Here is a 24,931-nt window from a genome sequence, read left to right on the forward strand (position 1 = left end):
TCAACAAATGAATTGGATAGAAGAGGCTAGTGATGACTAGCCCCTTCTATCACAAGAGGAGGTGCAGCCATGACCATGGCCAACCGAGTGATTGGATTTGGGCTATTGATCTTGTCTGTGTATGCATGGTTAACAGCAAATGCGTTTCCATCATCCAACGGTCTGGGACCTGGACCCGACTATTTTCCCAAAATAGCTGCCAGCGCATTAGGTGTATTATCGATTCTGCTCATAGGCCGGAAAGAGAAACAAGATGGAGCGGTTTATGCTGTTTCAGGGAAGCCAGCGGTTTTATTGTTTGTAACCGGAATCATCGTCATGATGGTTTATGTCCTGTTCGTGCAGTGGTTGGGGTTCACGGTTTCATCAGCTTTAGTCACATTGGCTTGGATGATATTGATGGGCATCCGGAAGTGGACAACATTGATTGTGGCGTCCGTTCTGATCAGCGCCGGAATTAGCTACGTGTTTGAATTCTTGCTGAGCGTTCCGATTCCGCACGGTATTTTGTATTAAAGGAGGGCTTGGTGTATGGATTTACTGCTTCAAGGATTGGGGAATGTCTTTCAGCCGGAAGTGATTCTTCTATTAATTGGTGGAGTTATTATCGGAATCATCATCGGCGCCCTTCCAGGACTTACGGCCACAATGGGGGTTGCGTTGTTTCTTCCGGTCACATTTGGGATGGATGCTGTAACCGGGGTTCTACTGTTGATCGGAGTATACTTCGGCTCCATTTATGGGGGCTCCATTGCAGCTATTCTATTGAATACACCTGGCACGCCGGCGTCAGCCGCGACCGCGCTTGATGGACATGCCATGACGAAACAAGGTAAAGCAGGTAAGGCTCTGGGGTATGCAGCCATTGCTTCAGGTGTGGGTGGGTTAATTAGTGTTCTCATGCTGATTCTGATAGCTCCTCAACTTGCCGGCGTAGCATTAAATTTCAGTGCTCCTGAAATGTTTGGGCTTGCCTTGTTTGGACTCAGCATTATTTCCAGTGTATCGGGAGGTTCTGTTCTAAAAGGGTTGATCGCAGGGGTGTTTGGTATCCTGATTTCTACGATTGGGATGGATCCGATGACGAGTTATCCTCGTTTCACGTACGACCAGCTTTCTCTGTTAAACGGATTCTCCTTTATTCCCGTTATGATTGGACTTTTTGCCGTTTCCGAAGCTTTGGTCATTATGGAAGGTGAGATTGGCGGGGGAGACAAGATCAAGAAGATTATTGCCAATTATGTCCTTCCTAAATGGAATGAATTGAAAAGGCTTTGGTTCTCGATGATTCGATCCGGGTTTATTGGAACAATAATCGGGATTATACCTGGCGCAGGGGCCGATATCGCCGCATTTGTTTCTTATAATGAAGGAAAGCGTTTTTTGAAAAAAGAAGAGAAAGAGACTTATGGTAAGGGGAATCCTAAAGGGATTGTCTCAGCTGAGGCCGCTAACAATGGTGTTACGGGTGGTGCCATGATTCCTTTATTGACACTGGGAATTCCGGGGGATGCGGTTGCGGCAATTCTGCTTGGAGCACTTGTAGTTCAAGGTATCCAGCCAGGGCCACAGTTATTTGCCACCAGTGGTGAGCTAGTGTATACGTTGTTTGCCGGAATGATTATTGCGAATATTCTTATGGTGATATTTGGGATTAGCGGTATCCGGTTATTTGTCAAAATTCTATTGGTTCCGAAGAAAATGCTTGCACCTTTAATTTTGATTCTTTCCACAATCGGCGCTTATGCGATCAGTAACAATATTTTTGACGTGTTTACGATGCTTGTTGCCGGTATTATCGGATATTTTATGAAAAAGTACGGCTTTCCTGCATCGCCAATCGTGTTGGCCTTGATTCTGGGGCCTATGGCGGAAAGCGAATTCAGACGTTCGCTTGTTATGTCAGAAGGCAGTTACAGTATCTTTCTTGAAAGACCCATTGCACTCGGATTTATTATTATTGCCGTCTTGTCGCTCATTCTGCCTCTCGTATGGGGCAAGCTGAAGAAAAATAAAAAGGTGAACGCAGCATAAGAAAACCTTTAACGAGGCCATTCAAGGATGAGCGACCGCGATTCAATGGTAGGTTTTCTTGCGATTATAGAATTGTTCAGTGTAGCAAGAAAGCTTATAAATTCTATAATCTTAAAAAAAAATGATCACCTGGAGTGGAGGTCTATATTGTGTATCCTGAACTTGTAACTATTGGTGAAACCATGGTCGTATTTGAGGCAGCCGTCGATGGCCCTTTAAGATATGCTTCCCAGTTTAACAAGCGCCATGGAGGGGCTGAGTCCAACGTAGCGATTGGAGTAGCCAGATTAGGGAGATCTGCCGGATGGATAAGCCAGGTAGGGGATGACGAGCTTGGAAAATATCTGGTATCTTCGATACGCGGTGAAGGTGTGGATACCTCATGCGTTCGATATGATCGTCACTATCCAACCGGACTTTACATCAAAGAAAAGATTCGTGAAGGCTCCACGCAGGTCTACTATTATCGCAGCGGATCTGCTGCCAGCCGCATGAAGAAAGAGGATATCGATTGGAATTACGTAAGGCAGGCAAAAATGATCCACCTGACGGGGATCACTCCATTTCTGAGCGAAAGCTGTCTGGATATCGTTTTTGAAGCGATTCGTATGGCTAAAGAGAACGGAATCCAACTCTCATTCGATCCGAATCTTCGCTTTAAATTAATGAAGCATGTACCGAATGCGAAGGAAATCGTGCTGGATATTGCCAGACAGGCTGATATTTTCATGCCGGGTGTAGATGAAGCGGAGTTTTTAATTGGAACAAGTGATTATAAGCAAATCGCCGACTATTTTTTACAAGCAGGAGTGTCCAAGATGGTCATCAAGAATGGAAGCTCCGGCACTTATTACGAATCAGTGGATGAGGGAGCGGGATTCTGCCCGAGCCACAAGGTAGAACGGGTGACGGACCCGGTCGGTGCAGGTGACGGTTTTGCTGCGGGCTTGTTGGTCGGCCTGCTTGAGCAGAAGCCTCTTAAGGAAGCGGTTGAGCTTGGGGCCATTATTGGCGCCATGGTAGTAACGGTAAAAGGTGATGTGGAAGGGCTTCCGGACCGTGCCTCTATTGAAAGCTTCAGCATGAATCAGCGTGATATTTTGAGATAGGGAGTGACAGGATGGGACAGGATCAACTCAAGAAGCTTTTACATTCCGGCATAATTGCGGTTGTACGGCGTGTGGACGAGGATAAAGTAATGCATGTTATTTCCTCGCTTGTAGAAGGCGGGGTTACCGGAATTGAAATGACGATGGACTCTCCAAATGTTTTGCAAGTTATACGAGATGCCAAGAAGAAATATGGGGATCAGGCTGTAATAGGAGCCGGAACCGTATTGGACGCAGAAGCAGCGGGATCGGCGATTCAGGCCGGAGCCGAATTCATTTTTGCTCCAACCTTAAACGAAGGGACCATCAAGGCAGCCAAGCGCTACGGTAAAATTGCGATTCCGGGCGTCTTTACTCCAACGGAGATGCTGCAAGCACAGGAATGGGGTGCAGATGTTGTCAAATTATTCCCAGCATCCGTACTAGGTCCTAAATTTATTAAAGATGTTAGCGGACCGTTAGGCCATATTAAAATGATGCCGACAGGCGGGGTCGATCTGGATAACATTGAGGATTACATCCGGGCCGGCGCCGTTGCAGCCGGTATCGGCGGATCACTGATGAAACCGGCACTCATCGAAAATGAGTCTTGGGATGAATTAACTGCGCTTGCACGGCAATTCACATCCAGTGTGACAAGAGCGAGAATGCAAATGATTAGGTAGTGGCTATCATGAAATCATATGAACGAGCAGATGTGCGAAGCTGCTCGTTTTTTTGGTGCTTGATTTCCCATTTCGTGTGGATTTCTGCTGGAAGATATAAATGAAGAATTTCAATGAACAGCTTCCGGTTGTATACTATAACCACGTAGAACCGTACGAATGAGGAATGAGGGATGAGGTTGCAGACCGAAGTGAAGTTGTACACCATGTGCATGATACAAGACGGAAGCAGAATCCTGCTGATGAATAGACCGGATGCCAAGGGATTTCCCGGTTATATTGCGCCCGGCGGCAAAGTGGATTTTCCGGAAAGCATTGTGAACGGAGCGATTCGGGAGGTTCGGGAAGAAACCGGTTTGATTGTGAAGGACATCATCTATAAGGGCCTCGAGGAATCGTGTGAACCCAATACAGGTCTGCGGTACATGGTGTTTAATTATTTAGCCACTTCCTTTGAAGGGGAATTGCTGGAGAATCCTCCCGAAGGGGAGCTGGTATGGGTGGACCTGGAAGAGGCATTGAAATTGCCCATGCAGAATTGGTTTAAGCGTCGGTTTCCCTTGTTTTTTGAAAAAGGCACATTTGAATTAAGCGAGATATGGGATGAGAAGACGGGGATTGTTCTGGAAGAGACGGTTAAGCAGTATCCGGCCAGATTGCCTCAATTGGCAGGTTTCGCAGATTAGCGAAGGACAAACAAAGCCGGCCTTAGGCCGTATCATGCTTACTGGTTTAATCGGCATATTGAGACTGAGTACGAGAAGATACGTCAACCGCTTCATCTACTGGATGGATATTATAGAATCTTCTATCTGAAATGGGGTCGCATAACCATGAACCTGCAAGTCATTAACCATCTGTGCTTTTCTGTTTCGGAATTGGAACGGTCCATCGCTTTTTACAGGGACGTGTTTGAGGCCAAACTTCTGGTTAAGGGAAGGAAGCTTGCCTATTTCGATTTGAACGGATTGTGGATTGCTTTAAATGAAGAAGATGTCGACAGAAGCACCGCGAATAGAACGTATACCCATATTGCTTTTTCGATGGAAGAACATGATTATGAACCGACACTTCTCCGGCTTGAGGCGCTCCAGGTGGAGATTCTGCCGGGTAGGTCAAGGGATGAGAAGGACAAGAAGTCGATTTATTTTCTGGATCCGGATGGTCATATGTTTGAGTTCCATACAGGCGGTTTGCAAGACAGACTGGATTATTACAGGGCGGATAAGGATCACATGACCTTTTACGAAACCGAATAAACGCGAAGGAAGAATCCAATTGCGGATGAAGGAGATGAGCCGGTGAATCTTGCGAACAAAATAACGATAGCCAGGATATTGTTGATTCCGTTATTTATTCTTTTTTTTACGGAGTACCCACTATGGTTGACAGAGAACCATCGTTTTTTCGGATTTATACAAGAGGATGGACGTTACATAGCATTAGCTGTATTTATTCTTGCTTCGGCTACAGACAAGCTGGATGGTTACATCGCCAGGAAATACAATCAAATCACGAATTTGGGGAAGCTGCTGGACCCGCTCGCAGATAAGCTGCTCATATCGGTTGCCTTAATCATGATGGTTCAATCCGGTATGGTTGCGACGTGGATAGCCGTTGTCATCATCGCGCGGGAATTTGTTATTACGGGGCTCAGGATGGTAGCTTCGGAGCAGGGCATTGCCTTATCGGCTGACAAGCTTGGTAAATTAAAAATGGTGCTTCAGGTTGTTGCCATCGCAGCTGTATTGCTCGATAACTATCCGTTCCAATTCGTAACCCTGATCCAGGTTGATGAATGGTTAATGCTTGCTGCTGCTGGCTTGACGATCTATTCCGGCATCCATTATTTGCTGAACAATTACAGACTCATCAAATTGAACTGAATCTTAGACACTGGTATATATCCTACTTTGTGCCCAATTTATTTCTGGAAGGTAACGATTTAAACCGGGACTGTCGATATAACAGATAGATTGGTAAAAATACCTGCGAGACAGAAGGTACAAAGGAGAGAAATAAATGAGCTTAAACAGAAAGACAACGAAGATCTTTCTAGTCGTTGTGATGATGTTGGCGATGGTTTTTCCAACCAGCGTATTCGCCGCCTCCGGGGACGTAACGTCGATTGAATTTGATACGAACGAGAGCAAGATTTACTTAACCGTTAATGAAACAACGGAGCAACTTCGAGTATTGGCCAACATTGAAGGTTCAACTACGAAGAAGGATGTAACCAATGAATCGACATGGACTTCGTCCAACACAAGGATCGTAAAGGTTGATGGTGGACTCATTCTTCCACTGGAGAAAGGTACGGCAAGAATTACGGCAAAATATAAAGGCGCTATCAAGACGATTGATGTTGACGTCAAATTTGCCATTGATGATCTGAAGCTGGATCAGCCGGACAAAGTAGAGCATAAGCTTGGAACGGAAGGTTTAACCGTTAAAGCGTTGGCTGACGGAACGAACGATGTAACCACGGAAGCAAAGTGGACGACATCCGATGATAGTGTAGTAAAAGTAAGCAAAGGCGAGCTGACGCTTGTAGGTCTGGGCAGCGTAACCATTACTGCGGAATACAAAGGGCTTAAAGCTTCGTATTCGATCAAGGTTGTTGCACCTTACCAAAAGCTTGCTATCGTACCAGGTGAGGATCAGGAGCTGTTAGTTGGCGATGCACCTGTAGAGCTTAAAGTTTTAGCTAAACAATCGGAGACCGATGCCGGTACGGATGTAACGGACAAGGTAGAACTGAAATCCTCCAACACTTCTGTAGCTACAATAGAAGATGGCAAGCTTAAACCCGTAGCGTTGGGTAAATCTACAATCAGTGTAGGCTACCTGGGCTCAACAGCTAAATTGGATGTGTATGTGCGCAATCCATACGAGGCTTTGATCCTAGATCAAACGGATTTTGTGAAGAATCCGGTCCTGTTTATGAATGATTCCATTACGGTTAAGGCAAAGGTTAGAAACGCTGCCTCGCAATCCGTTGATGTCACGGGTGAATGGACATCTTCGAATCCGCTTGCCGTATCCGTTAACGGAGGCGTAATTACAGCCAGATCTTCAGGAACCTCCACCATTAAGGTAAGTCATCTTGGAATCAGTAAAGAATTTACGGTGAAAGTGTATCCAACGGTTACGAAGTTTGAAGTAGCCGATTCGAAGGTAGAAGTGCTGAAAGACGAATCCAAATCCTTCCCTAAGGTGACAGGAACGCTTCTGGACGATGAGGAACAGGATTTCAGCAGCGCAGTAACCTGGACCTCCAGTGATGAGAAGGTCGTAACCACCGAAGATGGCAAAATCAAAGCCATCGAAGCCGGTACAGCAACAATCACCGGTAAGATTGGGTCCAGAGAAGTAGCATCAGTGCCTGTTACCGTTAATGAGAAAGTGCTGGTTCTGCTGTCTGATGTAGAAGAATATCAACTGGTTATGGGTAGAAGCAATACACTTCCGAAGGTCAATGCTGTGCTTGAGGATGGCGAAGAGAAGGATGTGACGTCCTTGGTTGAATGGTCACTGACTGGCTCCGCAGCTGTCATCAAGGATGGTACGCTTAAGGGACTTACCAAAGGTTCGACAACGCTGAAGGGAACGTATCTGAATAAAGAGGTAAAAATTCCCGTCATCGTTGAACAGGAAGTTGTAAAAATCGTGGTGGAGCCTGAGAATATCGAGCTTAATATCAAGAAATCCAAATCGATTAAAGTCACAGGTTACTACAGCAATGGTAAGGCGGTTTCCCTATCATCCAAGATGAATTGGAGTACTTCGGACACCGCTCTTGTGACGGTATCGAAAACTTCCGTTAAAGCCGTTGCCGAAGGCACAGCTACAATTACGGGCTCCTACCAGGGCAAAGAAGTTAAGGTGAAAGTCAACGTTGTGCCGAAGTTGACCAAATTGACCGCAAGTGACAAGAGGCTGGATCTGAAGCCGGGAGATGTCAAAACCGTTACGGTGACAGCAGAATTTGATACTGGAGCCAAGACAAGTGTGGGTGACAGCGCGGTTTGGACGACCAGTAAATCTAGCGTTGCCAAAGTGACAAACGGACGGATTGAAGCGGTCTCCAAAGGAACTGCGCGGATTAAAGGGCAGTACAATTCCAAATCCGTAACCATTACCGTGTCTGTTAAATAGAGAGATTGATAGCAGCAGCCCGGCTCTACCCAGAGCCGGGCTGCTGTTTGTCCAAAAGAGAATCAATTGTTTTTTGAGTTGATTGGAATCAGAAGCTTCATACAGTAAAGCGTTATTTGTTTACAAACCAGGCGAGCAGATGTCCGTTGTATACTTCGAATGATTTCACTTGAAACGCTGTGTTCTCTGCTAGGGCATACATTTCATCGATCGTATAATATTTAATCTCCGCATCTATGAATCCGTCACCAGGCTGATAGTACGGCATATCCAGAAGATCCGGATCGTACTGATTGGGAGCAAAGTGACGTTTCCACGGCGTAGAGATGAGCAGGCTTCCGCCGGGAGTGAGTCTGTCCTTTATTTTACGCAGGACTGGAAGGGGATTGTAATTCATATGTTCAAGAATCTCGGTGAACAGAATAACATCGAATTGTTCTTTTCCCGGGATCTCCTCAGCTTCAATATTGCATAGATTCCATCGTACACCATAATCCTGTTCCAACTCTTCGGACCAGTAATCCGGAATCATATCCAGACCGTATGCCTTGGCTCCCGACAGGACGCTGTACATCAAGAGTGTACCGTAAGCTGCGCCAATGTCCAGTACCTTGGTACCTCGTGCCACTAACAATGAATCAAGTATCGCAAGCAGAGGGAACCAGTAGGTGGATTCTTCTTCCTTGTAGGCGGATAGATAGTGGCTTTTCTCCCGTTTGGCATGATAGGAGGAGATAATGGTCTGAGCACGGGAAAGTTTATCCTCTGGCGATAATTGGGTTTCAGGCGAAGGGTGTAATGAAGACATGGCTTTACCTGGCACGGTTCCCACCACTCCAACGCTTACGAGGAGGTACCCCGGCACATTGCACTTTTCTTCCTTCGTCAAGCCATGATACCACTTCGTGAGCCAATGCTTAACGGTTTGAGAATCCTGGATGAAATCAAGAAAATCCAGACTGTTTAAAAAGCCGATGCTGCTCTCTTCAATCAGCGCTATTCCGCTCCGCTCAAATGAATCCTTCAGTGAGAAGATAGGATACTCTGTTCCATACATCCAGGTGCCGAGCTGCTCTGCGGCTTCTTTACCGGCGCGGTAGGGCAAGCATTCTGCAAATGGAGTAATGACAAGAACGGTCCCTCCCGGCTTGGTGACCCGTATCATCTCCCGTAGAATCGTTACTTGCTCATCTTCATCAAAATGTTCAAGCACGCCAGCGTTCCAGGTCAGATCAAATTGGTGGTCGGGAAGCTGCATTTCTCTAATATCGGAGAGGATGAAGGTGCCCGGTACTTTGGCTCTATAGAAGGCGCTGCGGCTGTTATAAAGTGCATTCTTCGAATAATCGACCAGGGTAACCTCTGCTTCCTCAGCGGCCAGACGAAGCGAGATTTTCCCAGAGCCGGAGCCAGCCTCTACCATGCGTTTTCCTTGAATGCCCCCGGAAATGTCGATAATCTTGTCGTATATCGTTTGGCTTAATGAATCCCAGTGGTATGACACTTCACGAGACCATAACTGATCCCAAACCAGCTTCTGCGGCTCATCCCTTAACATGTTATTCAATCCCCCCTTTTACGGCTAGGTGTATATTTATGAAACAGTTGGAGGAAGCCTTGCGAGTCCCTGTGGATTTCAGCCAATTCCCGTAACCCATATGCTCCATACTGATGAAACAAGCCTTCTTCGTTGATGGAGAAATCAATATGTTTGTCCTGAAGTGACATGCGCTGTGCCATCGTTGCATGGTATACCCACGATTCCAAGCAGCATTTGGGCCTCCACTCCGAACGAATGCCCATATAATAGCGCATCCCCAGAAGCAGACTGTCATCCTCGTATCCCTGCTTTCCGGGTAGAAAACGGGTATCATAACCGCCGATTCGGCGCAGGATCTCCGCATTATGAACGACCGGATGCACGAATCCATATGCCGTCCCTTCTCTTGAGAGCTGCTGGAGCGCAGTCATCAGGTGTTCCGGTGTCTCTGGTAGTTGAATGAACTCCTTCAGCGGCTGCAGTTCTCCGCTTGATGTCACGATACCGGGAGAAACCATGGGCTCTCCCGTATATGCCAGGTAACGGAGAAGCGGTTCGTACCAGCCGGTAGGGAGAATCATATCAACATGAATCTCGGAGATGTACTCCGTTTCAGGAAAGTGCTCCCATATGAACTCAAAACATGCTTGTCTAGCGGCTGCGATCCCTATATTGACTCCCTCTCCCTGAATGACGCACGATATGCCTTGAGTTAGCAGCCAGTCCTGAAGCTCTTCGTTTGTAAGACACCCTTGGTTGAACAGTACCGTATTATGGTCTTTGGAGTTTTGCAGACTGCTTAATGCCAAGCCAGCCATATGCAAATCTTCCTCCCGTGAATCTTCCCGAATGAATAATGGCAGTGTATGAATTATTCTCATTACCTTCGCTTCCTCACATTAGTTAGTTTTATTCCTCCCATTCAACCAGAGAAGGTGAATCATCCAGAATGGATTCGTACTGTTCCCTCCAGCCGAATTGCGCTTCAGGATCAAGCTGTGAGTAGCGCTTATATTTCTCTAGCCTGTGTTCCGGTTTGGCCCATCCATAATGCTTCAGTCGGATAGATGACAGGTGATGCGGGAGATCGAATACATTGACCGGGAACCTGCCACAATGCTGTGCGGATTCCTTCCAGAAGTAGATCATATCAGGCTGGTAACGAAGGAGAAAAGGACGATAATACTTATGCGAGCTCCAGTATTCATCATCCCTGTAATGGGTCTCGCTCCAGAAGTCATATAGCCTGAAGCAATATAAGTCGACTTCCTTCTGTTGAAGCATGGAGGGAAGCTCATCGGCAAAGGAAGATTCAAACCACTCGTCTGCATCCAGATTCAGAATCCACTCGGGGTGGATATTCAGGGTTTCACGCCATTGCTGCTTTCGAAGTTCGATTTCATTATGAAACAGGGATTCCGTATTGCTGATCAGCCGTATCGGAACCCCTTTCAGTGCCTTCAAACATAAATCGATGGTATGGTCAGTACTGCCATCATCGATGATAACAGCTTGATCGATATAACTGCGATGTCTTTCGAGTGCTTGGCGTAAATAGCGATTGGCTTCATTTTTAAGCACCATCGTCAGGGTGAGGGACGGGCGTGCTGAGCGGTTTACTTGGGTAACCCGACCTAGACTCTCTTCATCATGTTTTTCTAATTGGCTTAGTGTAACCTCGGGGATGGAGGAATTGGCATCCGTTGCTTGCAGAAACAGCTGGGCATTATGAAGGTCACTGTCGCGGTATATATGATAGGCCGGGTAATGAGTGTCCACATACAGGGTAAAGCCAAGTGCGGCTGCACGAATGCTGAAATGCCGGTCTTCCCCCCAGAAGGATAAGTTGTAGATCGGCTTGAAGTTCGCACCGCGGATAAGAGCCCGACGGCTGATTAAGGTGCAGGCTCCGAGCCCGCCGACTTCATATATCCCCGGTTCAATCAATTGGCTGACAAATCGCTGATAACGCTCTTCTTTTTGAGCTTCATCCAGGATTTCACCTCTGGCCTGTTCCCACTGCGTATATTCATCTTTAAGCCACACTTGGGGATGAGGCCTTGATTCGGGCTGCCAGCGTGTCCAGAAGATTTCCGAGATGATATCTTTATCGGCCGCAATGAGATGGTTTAATGTGTGAGGGTCCAGCAGCAGATCCGAATCAACGAGGAATAAATAGTCGTATTGTAAATCGATAGCGTATTGAATGATCTTGTTCTTATAGTCGGCTACTTTCCATATCAACTGCTCATTCCAATAATGAGTTGTCTCGTTGCGGATATAGTCGTCCTGTCTATGAATGTTGTGGATTATGACATGGTTAGCTTTTCGGATAAATTCGCTCAATAGGACGCTGGATTGCTCCTCCTGATTGTCATCGATAAAAAAGTAGGTTATCTCCATAGGGTCCTGCTCCAATCGAAGCAGCGAAGTTAGAAATCGGTCCAGTATTTCCGGTTTCTGCCGTATGGGACTGCCAATCAGAACACGAATGCGCTCCTTGGTCATCAGACACCCTGCCTTTCACCTTCATCCTGAAGTTCTTTTAACTTGGTGCGGAAGTATGCCTGGTTTGCCAGCATCGTTTCATCGCCGGGACGATAAGTAAGTGCGGTTTCATTATGCTGATTGGCCAGCACATGTTCCCCGATCCGGTCATAACAAACCGCCAATTGCAGATGAGGCAGCCACGTGGAGAAGGAAGGATTGTGAAACCCCATATAATCCGCGGGCAATTTAAGCTCAGTCGCTAGTTTATACCAGTAGATTGCTGTATTGTAGTTGTTTAATTCCAAGAAACGATAACCAATCCGGCAGCAGAATTCTGCCCGGGGTGCCGCAAACTGAAGGGATCTGATAGAGGATTCAAATGCGGCTTGCTCATTTCCTAACTCGTGATAGCAATCGGCCAGCCTGCTGCACGCCGTAAGAATATCTTCTATCCATCCTTTTCCGGTATGTAAAAACTGTTCATAGTAATTAATGGATTTCTCGAACTGGCGGTGATCCTTTAATTCATTGGCATAATAAAATAAATCCCGTGGCGGGAACGATTCACCGGCAGCTTCACGTTTCTCGTAAATTTTTAAATTCCGGCCGCTATCGGGATCATGATTCAGGCTTAAGTGTGTAACCGCAACGTCGCTGTTTATAACATTTCCATAGACTTCCAGATATTCATGGACAGGCCCGATCCACCGGAAGGACTTGCTTCGTTTGACCAAGCGGTTGCGACGCAGGCTGAAAGTGACATTACCATATTCATCGGAGCTTAAATGATAGAGCATGGTGACAGAGTCGGTGTCGGGGGAAAGTGTTTCCTTGAGAGCTCTTAGTTTATGCTGGTCTTGTTCCAGCAGTACATCGTCTGCATCCAGCCACAGGATATAGTCTTTGGAAGCTTTGCTAAATGCATAATTTCGTGCCGCGGAGAAATCATCGATCCATTCAAAATCATAGACAGACTCAGTGTAAGATTGAACGATGGCCTTTGTACGATCCGTAGAGCCAGTATCTACGATGATTATCTCATCCACAATGTCGGCAACACAGGACAGACAACGGTTAATGACAAGCTCTTCGTTTTTTACGATCATGCATAAACTGATTGAGATCAATGAGATTACCTCCACATAGAATGGATTCAAACCAAATATGATAGATATATATTCAAGTCAGCTTATGAAATGAACCGTGTTTTATTTACATAATTCAAGTTGACTATACAGAAATGATGAATATCGATCCTTGAAGCTCAATATTCTAAGTGATATATGGGAATGAATGATATCCTAGCATCCATTTCACTTCAGGCGCAGCAATCATTCCACAAGGAGGGCTTGGCATGAGTATGCCGAAGATTCCCGAAGAGAATTTTCGACCAACCAAAGATGAAGTAGTTATTGATCTGTTAAAGTCTATTGCGATGGAGGAAAATGCAATTGCACACTTGCTTCATGCAGAAGCAGAGAAAATTCAGGCTTTTGCAGGGCATCATCACAGCATCTCAGGCGAACCTAGCCATGCGGACATCATCAAATTGAGCAGTCAGGTATCTAAGCTGCTGGATGTAATTGTGATGAAGGAATGGCTGTTGCTGCGCAAATTGGAGAATGTCATGGAACTGCATGACTCGGGACATGACTGCGATTATTGTGATGGTGAGGAGTAGTAGCCAGATGAAGCATACCTTGGAGAATGAGATAAGTCGCACATTTGCGGAGACAATGATACCGTCGCTGTTGGAACTGAATCAGTCATTTCAACAATACATGGACTCACTGAATGACCTTCAATTTTTGATGTTAAAAAGGGGCTTAGCCAGCTCGGATTCAGCTACTGGTATTCATTTTGTTTCTCAATTCCTATATATCTATCACCAAAAAATTAATATAAGTTTGTCTTGGATGAATAAAAAAGATCGGGTCACATGGATTCCAATCACAATACATATGGTGCGGCTCACCGAACAATTAAGAGACAAGATGGGGCACCTGGTTTTGCAATCCAGACTGTCATCGAGATCGACGGTTTTTTATGCTGAAGAAATTAAGCGGACTACTTCGCCTTCGCCTCCTCTTTTGGCGAAAACCATGTACTCACCCGATAAATCCAAGACGAAGCCATAAAGATGAAAGAGGTGAGAAGATGATTCAAGCACATTCTTCTTCCAATATGTCCTTTGATATGACGGAATTAAGTCAAAGTATAACGCTGCTGCTCTCTTCAATCGCTGTAGAGGAAATGGCGCTCGCTCATATCGTAAACGGAGAAGCCGAGAAGATTCAGTATGTGCTTGGTACTTTACAGCCATCGCTGTTCCAGCCGGAAGATGTTTCAGTTGATAATTTGCTTGCTATTAATGATTCTGTTCAAAGAATTATGGAGGATGTGCTGCTGAGGGAAGTTATGCTGCAGATGAAGTTTAGTCATATCATGATGGCGCTGGAGGTAAACAGTATGCGTACGCATCGTACCTAATACTCATGCATGCATACGAGTGACGGGAGGTACGGAATGCCCAATGATAATCTATCTAAAGTCACTCCAGATCTATTGCTGAAAAGAGATCAAGCGATAAATCTTTTACTCACCTCCATTGCGATGGAGGAATTGGGACTAAGTCATATCATTAATGCGGAAGGGGAAAAGCTGCAGTATGTACTGGGTACAATCCCTGGATTAACGGGTCCTCCTGCTACGGTTAATGATCTATTAAATGTGAATGAAAGCGTAAGACAGACGATACAGGTGTTAACAAAAAAGCAGTGGCTCCTGCTCAATAAGTTAGACAGTGTACTATTCTCCTTGGTCGCTCCTACAGGTTCCCATGGTGGGGCGACCGGTACAACAGGCGCAACTGGAGCAACTGGGGCAACAGGTGCTGCGGGACCAACCGGCGCTACAGGTCCGACAGGGCAGTCTGGGGGAACGGGCTCTACCGGAGCCATGGGTGCGACAGGCCCGACGGGTTCTACAGGACCAACCGGTGCAACCGGGTTCACGGGTGATCCGGGGGTAACGGGTCCGGCAGGAGCAACGGGAATCACGGGTGCGACTGGACCTGCCGGAGCTACCGGAGTAACAGGAGTGACGGGACCAACGGGAGCCCAAGGTGGAGTAACGGGAGTGACGGGAGCAACGGGTGTCACTGGAGTGACAGGGGGAACCGGGGCAACTGGTGTAACGGGAGTGACGGGAGTAAGAGGCCCGACAGGAGCAACTGGAGCAACAGGTGCAGCAGGTTTGATGGGACTTACAGGAGCGACGGGGGCTACAGGCGTAACGGGAGTAACAGGTGCAGCTGGAGTGACGGGAGTAACAGGAGTAACGGGAGTAACAGGTGCAACTGGAGTGACAGGTTGGACTGGAGTAACAGGTGCGACAGGAGCAACGGGAGCTACTGGTGTAACGGGAGTGACAGGATCAACCGGAGTAACCGGAGCAACTGGTGTAACGGGAGTTACTGGAGTGACAGGAGCGACAGGAGTTACTGGACCAACCGGAGTAATGGGTCCAACCGGTGCTACTGGAGTAACCGGCGCTACTGGAGTAACAGGCCCAACGGGGGTAACGGGAGCAACCGGTGTCACGGGAGAAACAGGTCCGACAGGGTTGACAGGAGCAACAGGAGCCGCGGGGTTAACAGGAGCTACTGGAGTTACTGGATTAACGGGAGTTACTGGACCAACCGGAGCAACAGGTACAACAGGGATAACTGGAGCAACGGGGGTCACAGGAGCAACCGGGGCCACTGGAGTAACAGGCCCAACGGGGGTAACGGGAGCAACGGGTGTTACAGGAGTGACAGGATCAACCGGAGTGACGGGCTCAACGGGGGTAACGGGAGCAACAGGGTCCACGGGAGTTACTGGACCAACCGGAGCAACAGGTCCAACAGGGATAACTGGAGCAACTGGGGTCACAGGAGTAACAGGCCCAGCGGGTGTTACAGGAGCAACGGGTGTTACAGGAGTGACAGGATCAACCGGAATGACGGGCTCAACAGGGGTAACGGGAGCAACAGGTCCAACAGGGATAACTGGAGCAACGGGGGTCACAGGAGCAACCGGGGCCACTGGAGTAACGGGCCCAGCGGGGGGAACGGGAGCAACGGGTGTTACAGGAGTGACAGGATCAACCGGAATGACGGGCTCAACGGGGGTAACGGGAGCAACCGGGTCCACAGGAGTTACTGGACCAACCGGAGCAACAGGTCCAACAGGGATAACTGGAGCAACTGGGGTCACAGGAGCAACCGGGGCCACTGGAGTAACGGGCCCAACCGGTGTTACTGGTGTAACCGGGTCCACTGGAGTAACAGGCCCAACGGGGGGAACGGGAGCAACGGGTGTTACAGGAGCAACCGGGTCCACAGGAGTTACTGGACCAACCGGAGCAACAGGTCCAACAGGGATAACTGGGGCAACTGGGGTCACAGGAGCAACCGGGTCCACTGGAGTAACGGGCCCAACCGGTGTTACTGGTGTAACCGGGTCCACTGGAGTAACAGGCCCAACGGGGGGAACGGGAGCAACGGGTGTTACAGGAGCAACCGGGTCCACTGGAGTAACGGGCCCAACCGGAGCAACAGGTCCAACAGGGATAACTGGAGCAACTGGGATCACAGGAGCATCCGGGTCCACTGGAGTAACGGGCCCAACCGGTGTTACTGGTGTAACCGGGGCCACTGGAGTAACAGGCCCAACGGGGGGAACGGGAGCAACGGGTGTTACAGGAGCAACCGGGTCCACAGGAGTTACTGGACCAACCGGAGCAACAGGTCCAACAGGGATAACTGGGGCAACTGGGGTCACAGGAGCATCCGGGTCCACTGGAGTAACGGGCCCAACCGGTGTTACTGGTGTAACCGGGGCCACTGGAGTAACAGGCCCAACAGGGCTAACGGGAGCAACCGGGTCCACAGGAGTTACTGGACCAACCGGAGCAACAGGTCCAACAGGGATAACTGGGGCAACTGGGGTCACAGGAGCATCCGGGTCCACTGGAGTAACGGGCCCAACAGGGCTAACGGGAGCAACCGGGGTCACAGGAGTTACTGGAGCAACAGGCCCTAACTTTGCAACGACAGGGTTCTCTGCTTTTCAAACAGCTTTAAGTGTAAGTACATCTGCTCAGTTAGTTAACTGGACTGTAACAGCACCTTATTACACGGATCCAAATTTCAACCCAACGACCGGGAATTTTACGATTCCGGCGACAGGAAGATATGCGATTAAGGCTACAATCAACTATTCTACTTCAGCTGCCGTGTCGATTTCTCTTGGGGCTGGAATTAATCCGGCATTTACCGTTCGAAGAACCTCACCGACAACAACGGATTTAATTAGCGGATTATTCCCGCTGTTAAATGTTAACGTGGCCTTGGTTTTGACCTTGAGAGCAGTGTTAGGCAACGGTGCAGTGACGTTGGCAGGCGACGTTCAACTGAATGCAGGTGATGTGGTGGGCTTGTTTTACGATGCCAACGGCCTTACCATTTCGCTCAATCTCGGAGGAGCGACCTCATCAGGGATTGTATGGTCAATATTCAGGCTGTCTTAACATGAAATCCGTAAACGCCGATCATCTTTTGAGTGGCAGTATATCCGCTGGTAACGGCTGATATACTGCTTCTTTTTTACTCAAAAGGACTATGCAAGCCTTGCTTGAATAATCCGATTTATTTTGAATGGACGATGAGGTATACTGGATTTGGGATTTTTCATAATCCTTGACATAGTATGTGAGCGAACATGAAGGAGCGAGTTTAACTTGCAGGAGAAAGCCGGATATAAATCGATTGCGCTTGATATTGCCCAGCGTATTGTCAGTGGGGAATTTCCCGTCGCCAGTAAAATTTCTGGACGTTCTTTATTAGCCGGTCAATACCAGGTATCACCAGAAACAATTCGCAAGGCGATTGGCTTGCTGAAGGAAGAGAATATTGTTTCTGTATCCCAGGGTAAGGAAATTATTATTGTCTCGGATCGTAATGCATTAGAGTATACGACCCGGAACAATTATTTGAAATCGGCGTATTCCTTAAAACAGGATTTACAACAGCTTCTTCAGGAGAAGAAAGAGATGGACCGTAAATTTGCCGAGCTGTTCACTCAGATCATTGAGGCATCGGATCGGCTTCAAAATTTAAAGCCCTACCATCCCGTTGAGATCAAAATCAGCGATTTATCGCATGTTATCGGTCGTACGATTGGAAATCTGCTGTTTTGGCAAAATACAGGCGCCACCATCATTGCCCTTCGCAGAGGGACGGAAGTGACCATATCTCCGGGTCCCCATGTTATCTTAAGAGAAGGGGATATCATTGTTGCCGTCGGAGATGAACGCATGTATGAACGAACGGAGCAGTTTATCAACCGTCCGCTGGATGAGGAAATTCAAGCAACGGATCCATCATAATTTCATATCATGAACGGCAAATAAAAGCTGCACAGAACCCTGATTCTGGCGGCTTTTTTGCTATGAGAAATGGATCCTACCATATTTAAACAAACAATCTATTAGTTCATGATAAGTTGTCAGTAGGTCTAAGGTCTGGTATAGTATTAGTTGTACTTACAAATGAATGCTAAATGAGTTGGTTTGTTTGGAGAGCTTGGTCAGTGGGTAAAAGAATTAGCGAGTAAGCTAATTTTTGTTGCATCACAAAAAAAAGGGGGGTATATATGCTGAAATTTGAACATGTCGGCAAGAAATACGCCAATGGTTTTGAAGCAGTGAAAGATATTAATTTTGAAGTGGAATCAGGAGAAATCCTGGTGCTGATCGGACCGAGCGGATGCGGGAAGACCACCACGATGAAGATGATTAACCGCCTAATACCGAACACATCCGGAAAGATTTACATCCACGGTAAAGATATCTCGAAGGAAAACCCCGATACCCTGCGAAAGAACATCGGTTATGTTATCCAGCAGATCGGTTTGTTCCCGCATTATACGATTGAGGAGAATGTCGGACTTATTCCTCAGCTTAAAGGATGGGACGCAGGCAAGAAGAAAGAGCGCGTTCTCGAGATGCTCCGTCTGGTGGGATTAGACCCTGATGTGTTTGCCAAAAGATATCCGAAGCAGCTATCAGGTGGGCAGCAGCAAAGAGTAGGCGTGGCGAGAGCTCTTGCAGGCGATCCCGAAGTTGTCCTGATGGATGAGCCCTTTGGAGCGCTCGATCCCATTACCAGAGAGCAATTGCAGGATGAGTTATTGAAATTGCAAAAAGAAGTAAAGAAAACCATCGTATTTGTAACGCATGATATGGAAGAGGCACTGAAGCTCGGCGATAAAATCGCCATTCTCAAAGACGGAGAATTGGTGCAATTCGATTCACCTGAACAAATTCTTAGCCAGCCGGCGAATGAATTCGTGGAAGGCTTTATCGGTAAAAATCGAATTTATCAAAACCCCGAATACATTCCGGTCACCGATGTGATGCGGGATAATCCTTCTACATCATATCCGGACAGGACTCCGGGCAAAGCACTTGCCTTTATGCGACAGCGGAAAACGGATACCCTGCTCGTTGGCGATGAATCAAACCACTTACTTGGGATTGTATCTGCCTATGATCTCGCCGCCAAAATGGAGGGAATCCGTACGATCGAGGAAATCATGACATGGCCTACGATTGTACTTCAGGATACGGCTACAGCAAGGGACGCATTGTCCTTGATTACACAAGCGCCACATGGCGTCATTCCCGTAACTACAGCAGACGGCACCATTGCCGGAATCGTTACGAGAAGCAGTCTCTTGACCGCTTTTGCCGCTAAATGGGTGGGAGAAGAGGAGGAGACATTATGAGAGATCGATCTTTATGGGAACAAATGAAACAGCAGCTGGAGAGCCGTGGGGATGACTTGATTCAGTCATTGGGTGTTCATATCCAGCTCGTCCTGATATCCATGCTTCTGGCAGTCATTATAGGTATTGCTTTCGGAATATTAATATCACGGATTAAGGCATTAAAGGGAATTACGCTGGGTACTGCAGGCATCTTGCAAACCATTCCGAGTCTGGCGATGCTTGGGTTTATGATTCCGTTGTTTGGCATCGGGATGAAAACGGCCATTGCGGCATTGTTTTTATATTCTCTGCTGCCAATCATCCGCAACACCTATGCAGGCATTACGGAGGTTGATAAATCGGTGGTTGAGGCAGCAAGAGGGATGGGCATGAAGAGTGGACAGATTTTGTTCAAAGTGCAATTGCCTCTGGCGATGAGTGTCATCATGGCGGGCATTCGAACAGCTGCGGTTATCAATGTAGGTACAGCGACACTTGCTGCCTTTATTGGAGCGGGTGGATTAGGTGAATTCATCTTCCTTGGGATTCAGCGCAACATTGAAGCGTTAACCTTAATGGGCGCGATCCCGGCAGCTCTTCTGGCACTTGTCATCGATTATTTGCTGGGATTGCTTGAAAAGGCAACGACCCCAAAAGGACTAAAGGTGTAATTGTAATAGGATAGACCCAACAGGATGTTCTCATAAAAATAATAAGGTAGCACAGGAGGTACGAATGAAGATAAAAAAGATTATGGTTGTATTGGGAATGCTGGCATCGATTGGTATGGTTCTAGCTGCTTGCGGTGGAAATTCGGATGGGGATCAAGCCGCCGAGGGCAATAAACAAATAACCGTCAGCTCCAAGAACTTCACGGAAAACGTTATTCTGGCGCATATGATGGCTGAGCTGATCGAAGCCAAAACGGATATTAAAGTGACAAGAACCGTGAATCTTGGCGGCTCCAACGTAGTATGGAACGCGCTGAAGAATAACGAGGTTCAGCTGTTCCCCGATTATACGGGCACCATTGTAGCCAATTATTATCAAGAAGAGACAGGGACATCGGAAGAATCTCTCAGCAAGACAAGAGAGCTGCTTAAGGCGGATAATCTTGCCTTCCTGGAGCCATTCGGTATGAACAATACGTATACTTTGGCTGTTACCAAGGAAACGGCAGATCAATACAATCTTAAAACCTTCAGTGATCTTGCCAAGGTTTCGGATGAAATGACACTCGGCGTAGAGTTCGAATTTCTGGATCGGGATGACGGCTATCCGGGAATCCAGAAGCTGTATGACATGAATTTCAAAGATTCCAAGGGGATGGACCACGGAATCATGTACCAGGCCATTGAGAAAGGTGAGACGGATGTAACGAACGCGTATGCCACGGATGCACAGATTATCGTGCATAACCTGGTGATTTTGGAGGATGACAAACAATTTTTCCCTCCATATGATGGCGGTCCCGTCATTCGTCAGGATACGCTTGACCAATATCCGGAGCTTGAGAACGTGCTGAACCTGCTCAAGGGACAGATTACGGATGCTGAAATGCAGGAGTTGAACGCTCAGGTGGATATGGAAGGATTGAAGGAAGATGATGTAGCTCGAGACTTCCTGGTGAAAAAAGGCTTGATCGAAGGATAATGCAGCACAGCAAAACCGGTCTTTTTAGACCGGTTTTTTTGTGTGCATTTAGTTTTCTCGCATACAAAGGAGATGGGGGGCCCTCAGGGCAGGGCAGAGGTCAAATTTGTTCTGGATTTTAAGCAATGTCTAATGGTAAAATCCTCTTAAATTTCCAACACATTTCATAGATGATAGAGGAAGGAGGATTAGTAGATGAAAATGGTGCCCGTTCTTCATTATGATGCATTCTCCGTTCAGCCCAATAAGGGGAACCCTGCCGGCGTTGTCTTGCATGCAGATACGCTGACCGAGGAAGAAATGTTAGCCATCGCCCGCAAGGTCGGCTTCAATGAAACCACGTTTATTTTAAAGTCTGAGAAGGCAGATATCCGCTTGAGGTATTACACTCCGGGTCACGAAATGAACTTGTGCGGTCACGCAACCATGGCATCTATGTATGCATTGCGAACCAAGGGGCTGCTGCCAGAGAAAGAAACCGTGTGGATTGAAACCAACGTGGGTGTGCTGCCGATAGAATTCCTTCATGAACAAGATCGGTTAACGATGAAGATGAAGCAGGATCATCCTCAATTCATTCCCTTTGAAGGTGATGTTGATCAACTGGCCGCCTCTATCAATCTAAAACGCGAGGATTTGGATCTATCGATGCCCATCGTATACGGAAGCACGGGAATATGGACATTACTGGTGCCGGTGAAAGGGTTAAGCGGATTTGATCGGATGGTCCCGAACAATGCGTTATTTCCGGACATTTTAACCGAAAATCCAAAGGCCTCGCTGCATCCGTTCTGTATGGAGACGATGGACGATTCTTCCTTCATGCATGCGAGACATTTCTCTTCACCCTATTCAGGCACAGTCGAGGACCCGGTGACAGGGACCGCATCCGGCGTAATGGGAGCATATTATTTAACTTATCTGAACACCGAGCTGCCCTCCGCGCAATTTATCGTTGAACAAGGCCAAGAGATGGGTAAAGACGGCAGAGTCCATGTTCAAGTGAATCGTAATCAAGACAAGATGGACGTATATATATCCGGTACGGCGGTTTTTGTACGGGAGTTCGATGTTCATATTGATGGATGACTTAGAGCGAGGGACGTAAGAAGGAGCGTATGTTATGAAAACATTTAAACCTGAGATGACTTTGGATTTAGCGATTGAGCATCTGAATCATATTGAAGGCGAGACCGTGAGGAAGGTCACACCTATAGAGATGGGTGAGCTTAGCAAGGTGTTCAGTTATCGGAAGGGCGATGCTGACTATGTTATTCATTTCAAAAGCAATAGGGAAAGTCTTGATAAACAGCTCTATATTTACAATAAGTACGGCGCACCATCCTTGCCCATTCCCCGCATTCACAAGATAGGGGAGTTTGGGGATATTCACTACTCCATCTCAGACAAGGTATCGGGCACACCGATTAGTGCCCTGGAGCCGGAGCAAATCCGAAATCTTATTCCGAGTTTAGTTCATCATTTTATACTTATAAACCAGGTAAGTGTTGGGGACTCCGGTGAAGGATTTGGCTGGATTACCCCGGAAGGAAAGGCGTCCCATCGTTCGTGGCCTGATTGCCTGGAATCTTTTTTTGATCAGGAGCAAGAGGGGTTCCATCATGGATGGAAGAGCTTATATGAGAGCAGTTTTCTGGAACAAGATTTTTTTGAAGATGTGTATGAAACGATGCTCGGGCTTGCTCAATACTCACCTCAAGAACGCTATCTGGTACATGGTGATTTTCATCTGGGCAATATGCTCGGCGAGGATCCGTTTGTGACAGGGATTGTGGATTGGGAGATGGCGATGTACGGAGACTTTATGCTGGATGTCGCTGTTCTTCACATATGGCATCCGATGCTGGAATTTCCACAAAGGCTGCTGCAAGCTATGACGGAGCGCGGTGTCGAGATTCCTTATTTTGAAGAGAGGCTGCTGTGCCATCAGCTCTTTAAAACGCTGGATGCACTCCGTTTTTATGCGAAGAAGGATGACGCCAACAGCTATCAATTCATAAAAAATCGTATCATGTCTTTGATAGATTCATAGACCCAATGATGCTAGTTGGGATAATGCGGTCTCGGTAGGAGCTGATCATTTCGTGAAAAAAATGATGGTTGTAGGTGCATCAGGTGTTCTTGGTACATGGATTTGTCTGGAAGTCCTTCGGATATTTACTCATAACGTAAGCTTGGTCGTAAGTGATTATAAAGCAGACAGAGGTAAAAACACGGCAGTTTCTTTAGGTGAACAAGTTCAATTTCGTTTATTAGATATTACTCATAAAGAGAGTATCGAACAGGCCGTTTGTGATATTGATCTTGTAATTGTGTCAGCCAAACAGCAGCAGCCGCTAATTCAACATGCCTGTATTAAACACCAAGTTCGATGTATCGATGTGACGGTGTTTTATGACTTTGTGTGTGAGACGAGGTCCTTGCACTACGATGCGGTAAATAATGAGATTGGATCGATAGTAATGTCAGGTTTTTTCCCGGGATTATCTGGATTAATCGTTAAGAAGGCAGTATCTCCGTTTAGCGAGATTACAGAAGTCAACGTGGGATTGTTGCAAAGCACGAATGCCAAAGCCGGAGTTTCAGGCATTATAGATATGCTGCGAATGATAAGCCAAGATGTTAGGCGTCACGATGGACAACAATCAGCTACCATATCGGGTTTTAAGATAAAAAGAAATATGATGTTCTCCAGTTCATTACGTAATCGAAAAGTCCGGTTAATCGAGCATGCTGAAAGAGCTTTTTTAAGAGAAATACTGCAAGTTGAACAGATTCATTATTGGACCGCGTGGAACAACAATATGTTCAATATCTTTGTAGGTTTACTTAAACGGTCTGGTATTCTTGCTAGAATTCTTAAATTTGATGCGAATGTCCTTGTTAAGTATGTGAAGCACAATCCTGTGCAACCTGAGGAGGCTTCTCTCTCTATTGAAGTAAAGGGAGTAATCGGGAACCAGCAGTGTGTCAAAACGTTTGTATTGTCTACTTTTTCTGATTATCATACAACAGCGATGTTCACTGCCGCATTAGCGAAAATAGCGATAAACAAAGAGATATCCGGTGTTGTGTTCCCATTTGAAATAACAGATATCGATGAAATTTTATCCATAATGGATTGCCCTCGAATTACGCTAACAGAAGCCGGGATTTCGTGTGGTACAGGCATTATAAAAAAAGAATGAGCCATAGGGGAAGTCCAAGGTCATTCCCACCTTGGACTTACTGCTTATCTCAGAACACAGCGGATGACATATTTCATTGTCAATCCGTTATCCAAAACCTTCACAGCCATGAAGGTTTTTTGGTCTTGTTTAAAAACGGATATCAACAAGAATGCCAATCACCAACAACAAGAAGGTTAAATGTGTGAAATGGAATAGTTAACTGACGAGTCCAGAATGGAGGGCAAAGAATATACTGGACTAGGTTGAATTGAAGGGG

General features: G+C 46.8%; 22 protein-coding genes. 18 read left to right on the plus strand and 4 right to left on the minus strand.

The features are described from left to right. The first annotated feature begins 69 nt into the window (after nt 1–69). From WDY75_RS10770 to WDY75_RS10805, 8 genes are all read left to right on the plus strand, one after another. Nucleotides 70–516, plus strand: a complete 447-nt coding sequence (locus WDY75_RS10770; RefSeq protein WP_006211514.1) for a tripartite tricarboxylate transporter TctB family protein — start codon at nt 70–72, stop codon at nt 514–516. Between the two features lie 15 nt (nt 517–531). After that, nucleotides 532–2,034: a tripartite tricarboxylate transporter permease gene (locus tag WDY75_RS10775; protein ID WP_036641832.1), complete on the plus strand. Its 1,503-nt coding sequence runs from the start codon at nt 532–534 to the stop codon at nt 2,032–2,034. Nucleotides 2,035–2,183: 149 nt separating this feature from the next. After that, the gene (locus WDY75_RS10780; RefSeq protein WP_231888202.1) at nt 2,184–3,143 is read left to right on the plus strand and encodes a sugar kinase; all 960 of its coding nucleotides are present in this window, start codon (nt 2,184–2,186) and stop codon (nt 3,141–3,143) included. An 11-nt stretch (nt 3,144–3,154) separates the two neighbouring features. Continuing rightward, nucleotides 3,155–3,808, plus strand: coding sequence for a bifunctional 4-hydroxy-2-oxoglutarate aldolase/2-dehydro-3-deoxy-phosphogluconate aldolase (locus WDY75_RS10785; protein WP_063480106.1), 654 nt, complete (start codon nt 3,155–3,157; stop codon nt 3,806–3,808). Nucleotides 3,809–3,981: 173 nt separating this feature from the next. After that, nucleotides 3,982–4,494: an 8-oxo-dGTP diphosphatase gene (locus tag WDY75_RS10790; RefSeq protein ID WP_063480105.1), complete on the plus strand. Its 513-nt coding sequence runs from the start codon at nt 3,982–3,984 to the stop codon at nt 4,492–4,494. A gap of 147 nt (nt 4,495–4,641) precedes the next feature. Beyond that, complete coding sequence (gene fosB, locus WDY75_RS10795; protein ID WP_063480104.1) at nt 4,642–5,067, plus strand: metallothiol transferase FosB; 426 nt, start codon at nt 4,642–4,644, stop codon at nt 5,065–5,067. Between the two features lie 42 nt (nt 5,068–5,109). Then, a complete protein-coding gene (gene pgsA, locus WDY75_RS10800; protein ID WP_063480103.1) occupies nt 5,110–5,694 on the plus strand; it encodes a CDP-diacylglycerol--glycerol-3-phosphate 3-phosphatidyltransferase in 585 nt (194 codons plus the stop codon). A gap of 136 nt (nt 5,695–5,830) precedes the next feature. Beyond that, complete coding sequence (locus tag WDY75_RS10805) at nt 5,831–7,966, plus strand: hypothetical protein (protein ID WP_063480102.1); 2,136 nt, start codon at nt 5,831–5,833, stop codon at nt 7,964–7,966. Between the two features lie 112 nt (nt 7,967–8,078). Here the strand turns inward: WDY75_RS10805 and WDY75_RS10810 are convergent, their stop codons facing one another. Genes WDY75_RS10810 through WDY75_RS10825 form a run of 4 tightly spaced genes read right to left on the minus strand, consistent with a single transcriptional unit; the run spans nt 8,079 to nt 13,123 of the window. Then, nucleotides 8,079–9,524, minus strand: a complete 1,446-nt coding sequence (locus WDY75_RS10810) for a methyltransferase domain-containing protein (RefSeq protein WP_063480101.1) — start codon at nt 9,522–9,524, stop codon at nt 8,079–8,081. Between the two features lie 5 nt (nt 9,525–9,529). Further along, entirely contained in the window at nt 9,530–10,387 is an 858-nt protein-coding gene (locus WDY75_RS10815) for a hypothetical protein (protein ID WP_063480100.1), read from the minus strand. A gap of 28 nt (nt 10,388–10,415) precedes the next feature. Next, nucleotides 10,416–12,014, minus strand: coding sequence for a glycosyltransferase family 2 protein (locus WDY75_RS10820; protein ID WP_063480099.1), 1,599 nt, complete (start codon nt 12,012–12,014; stop codon nt 10,416–10,418). Then, nucleotides 12,014–13,123 carry a glycosyltransferase family 2 protein gene (locus tag WDY75_RS10825; protein ID WP_063480098.1) on the minus strand — a complete coding sequence of 370 codons (1,110 nt, stop codon included), beginning with the start codon at nt 13,121–13,123 and terminating at the stop codon, nt 12,014–12,016. Before WDY75_RS10825 ends, WDY75_RS10820 begins: the two co-directional genes overlap by 1 nt. Nucleotides 13,124–13,350: 227 nt before the next feature. Between WDY75_RS10825 and WDY75_RS10830 the strand changes: the two genes are divergently transcribed. The 10 genes from WDY75_RS10830 (at nt 13,351) to WDY75_RS10875 (ending at nt 24,672) form a co-directional block, all read left to right on the plus strand. Next, entirely contained in the window at nt 13,351–13,677 is a 327-nt protein-coding gene (locus tag WDY75_RS10830; protein ID WP_063480097.1) for a hypothetical protein, read from the plus strand. Between the two features lie 476 nt (nt 13,678–14,153). Then, nucleotides 14,154–14,486: a hypothetical protein gene (locus WDY75_RS10835; protein ID WP_063480095.1), complete on the plus strand. Its 333-nt coding sequence runs from the start codon at nt 14,154–14,156 to the stop codon at nt 14,484–14,486. 36 nt (nt 14,487–14,522) lie between these two features. Next, a complete protein-coding gene (locus WDY75_RS10840; RefSeq protein ID WP_082834429.1) occupies nt 14,523–17,570 on the plus strand; it encodes a beta strand repeat-containing protein in 3,048 nt (1,015 codons plus the stop codon). A gap of 210 nt (nt 17,571–17,780) precedes the next feature. After that, nucleotides 17,781–18,428, plus strand: a complete 648-nt coding sequence (locus tag WDY75_RS10845) for a TrkA C-terminal domain-containing protein (RefSeq protein ID WP_006211501.1) — start codon at nt 17,781–17,783, stop codon at nt 18,426–18,428. A gap of 266 nt (nt 18,429–18,694) precedes the next feature. Beyond that, nucleotides 18,695–19,828, plus strand: coding sequence for an ABC transporter ATP-binding protein (locus WDY75_RS10850; protein WP_036641876.1), 1,134 nt, complete (start codon nt 18,695–18,697; stop codon nt 19,826–19,828). Continuing rightward, nucleotides 19,825–20,481, plus strand: coding sequence for an ABC transporter permease (locus tag WDY75_RS10855; protein WP_006211499.1), 657 nt, complete (start codon nt 19,825–19,827; stop codon nt 20,479–20,481). Before WDY75_RS10850 ends, WDY75_RS10855 begins: the two co-directional genes overlap by 4 nt. A 64-nt stretch (nt 20,482–20,545) precedes the next feature. Continuing rightward, nucleotides 20,546–21,463: a glycine betaine ABC transporter substrate-binding protein gene (locus tag WDY75_RS10860; RefSeq protein ID WP_063480094.1), complete on the plus strand. Its 918-nt coding sequence runs from the start codon at nt 20,546–20,548 to the stop codon at nt 21,461–21,463. A gap of 195 nt (nt 21,464–21,658) precedes the next feature. Further along, nucleotides 21,659–22,552, plus strand: a complete 894-nt coding sequence (locus WDY75_RS10865; protein WP_063480093.1) for a PhzF family phenazine biosynthesis isomerase — start codon at nt 21,659–21,661, stop codon at nt 22,550–22,552. A 34-nt stretch (nt 22,553–22,586) separates the two neighbouring features. Next, nucleotides 22,587–23,516, plus strand: coding sequence for a phosphotransferase family protein (locus tag WDY75_RS10870; RefSeq protein ID WP_063480092.1), 930 nt, complete (start codon nt 22,587–22,589; stop codon nt 23,514–23,516). A 61-nt stretch (nt 23,517–23,577) separates the two neighbouring features. Then, nucleotides 23,578–24,672 carry a hypothetical protein gene (locus tag WDY75_RS10875; protein WP_231888272.1) on the plus strand — a complete coding sequence of 365 codons (1,095 nt, stop codon included), beginning with the start codon at nt 23,578–23,580 and terminating at the stop codon, nt 24,670–24,672. The last annotated feature ends 259 nt before the right edge of the window (nt 24,673–24,931 follow it).

The sequence above is a fragment of the Paenibacillus glucanolyticus genome, assembly GCF_037333485.1.
GTDB classification, from domain to species: domain Bacteria; phylum Bacillota; class Bacilli; order Paenibacillales; family Paenibacillaceae; genus Paenibacillus_AQ; species Paenibacillus_AQ glucanolyticus.

Coding starts and splice junctions, on each gene's coding strand:
- WDY75_RS10770 (WP_006211514.1), top strand. CDS start 70: ATGACCATGGCCAACCGAGTGATTGGATTTGGGCTATTGATCTTGTCT.
- WDY75_RS10775 (WP_036641832.1), top strand. CDS start 532: ATGGATTTACTGCTTCAAGGATTGGGGAATGTCTTTCAGCCGGAAGTG.
- WDY75_RS10785 (WP_063480106.1), top strand. CDS start 3,155: ATGGGACAGGATCAACTCAAGAAGCTTTTACATTCCGGCATAATTGCG.
- WDY75_RS10790 (WP_063480105.1), top strand. CDS start 3,982: ATGAGGTTGCAGACCGAAGTGAAGTTGTACACCATGTGCATGATACAA.
- fosB (WP_063480104.1), top strand. CDS start 4,642: ATGAACCTGCAAGTCATTAACCATCTGTGCTTTTCTGTTTCGGAATTG.
- WDY75_RS10805 (WP_063480102.1), top strand. CDS start 5,831: ATGAGCTTAAACAGAAAGACAACGAAGATCTTTCTAGTCGTTGTGATG.
- WDY75_RS10810 (WP_063480101.1), bottom strand. CDS start 9,524: ATGTTAAGGGATGAGCCGCAGAAGCTGGTTTGGGATCAGTTATGGTCT.
- WDY75_RS10815 (WP_063480100.1), bottom strand. CDS start 10,387: ATGAGAATAATTCATACACTGCCATTATTCATTCGGGAAGATTCACGG.
- WDY75_RS10820 (WP_063480099.1), bottom strand. CDS start 12,014: ATGACCAAGGAGCGCATTCGTGTTCTGATTGGCAGTCCCATACGGCAG.
- WDY75_RS10830 (WP_063480097.1), top strand. CDS start 13,351: ATGAGTATGCCGAAGATTCCCGAAGAGAATTTTCGACCAACCAAAGAT.
- WDY75_RS10835 (WP_063480095.1), top strand. CDS start 14,154: ATGATTCAAGCACATTCTTCTTCCAATATGTCCTTTGATATGACGGAA.
- WDY75_RS10840 (WP_082834429.1), top strand. CDS start 14,523: ATGCCCAATGATAATCTATCTAAAGTCACTCCAGATCTATTGCTGAAA.
- WDY75_RS10850 (WP_036641876.1), top strand. CDS start 18,695: ATGCTGAAATTTGAACATGTCGGCAAGAAATACGCCAATGGTTTTGAA.
- WDY75_RS10855 (WP_006211499.1), top strand. CDS start 19,825: ATGAGAGATCGATCTTTATGGGAACAAATGAAACAGCAGCTGGAGAGC.
- WDY75_RS10860 (WP_063480094.1), top strand. CDS start 20,546: ATGAAGATAAAAAAGATTATGGTTGTATTGGGAATGCTGGCATCGATT.
- WDY75_RS10865 (WP_063480093.1), top strand. CDS start 21,659: ATGAAAATGGTGCCCGTTCTTCATTATGATGCATTCTCCGTTCAGCCC.
- WDY75_RS10870 (WP_063480092.1), top strand. CDS start 22,587: ATGAAAACATTTAAACCTGAGATGACTTTGGATTTAGCGATTGAGCAT.
- WDY75_RS10875 (WP_231888272.1), top strand. CDS start 23,578: ATGATGGTTGTAGGTGCATCAGGTGTTCTTGGTACATGGATTTGTCTG.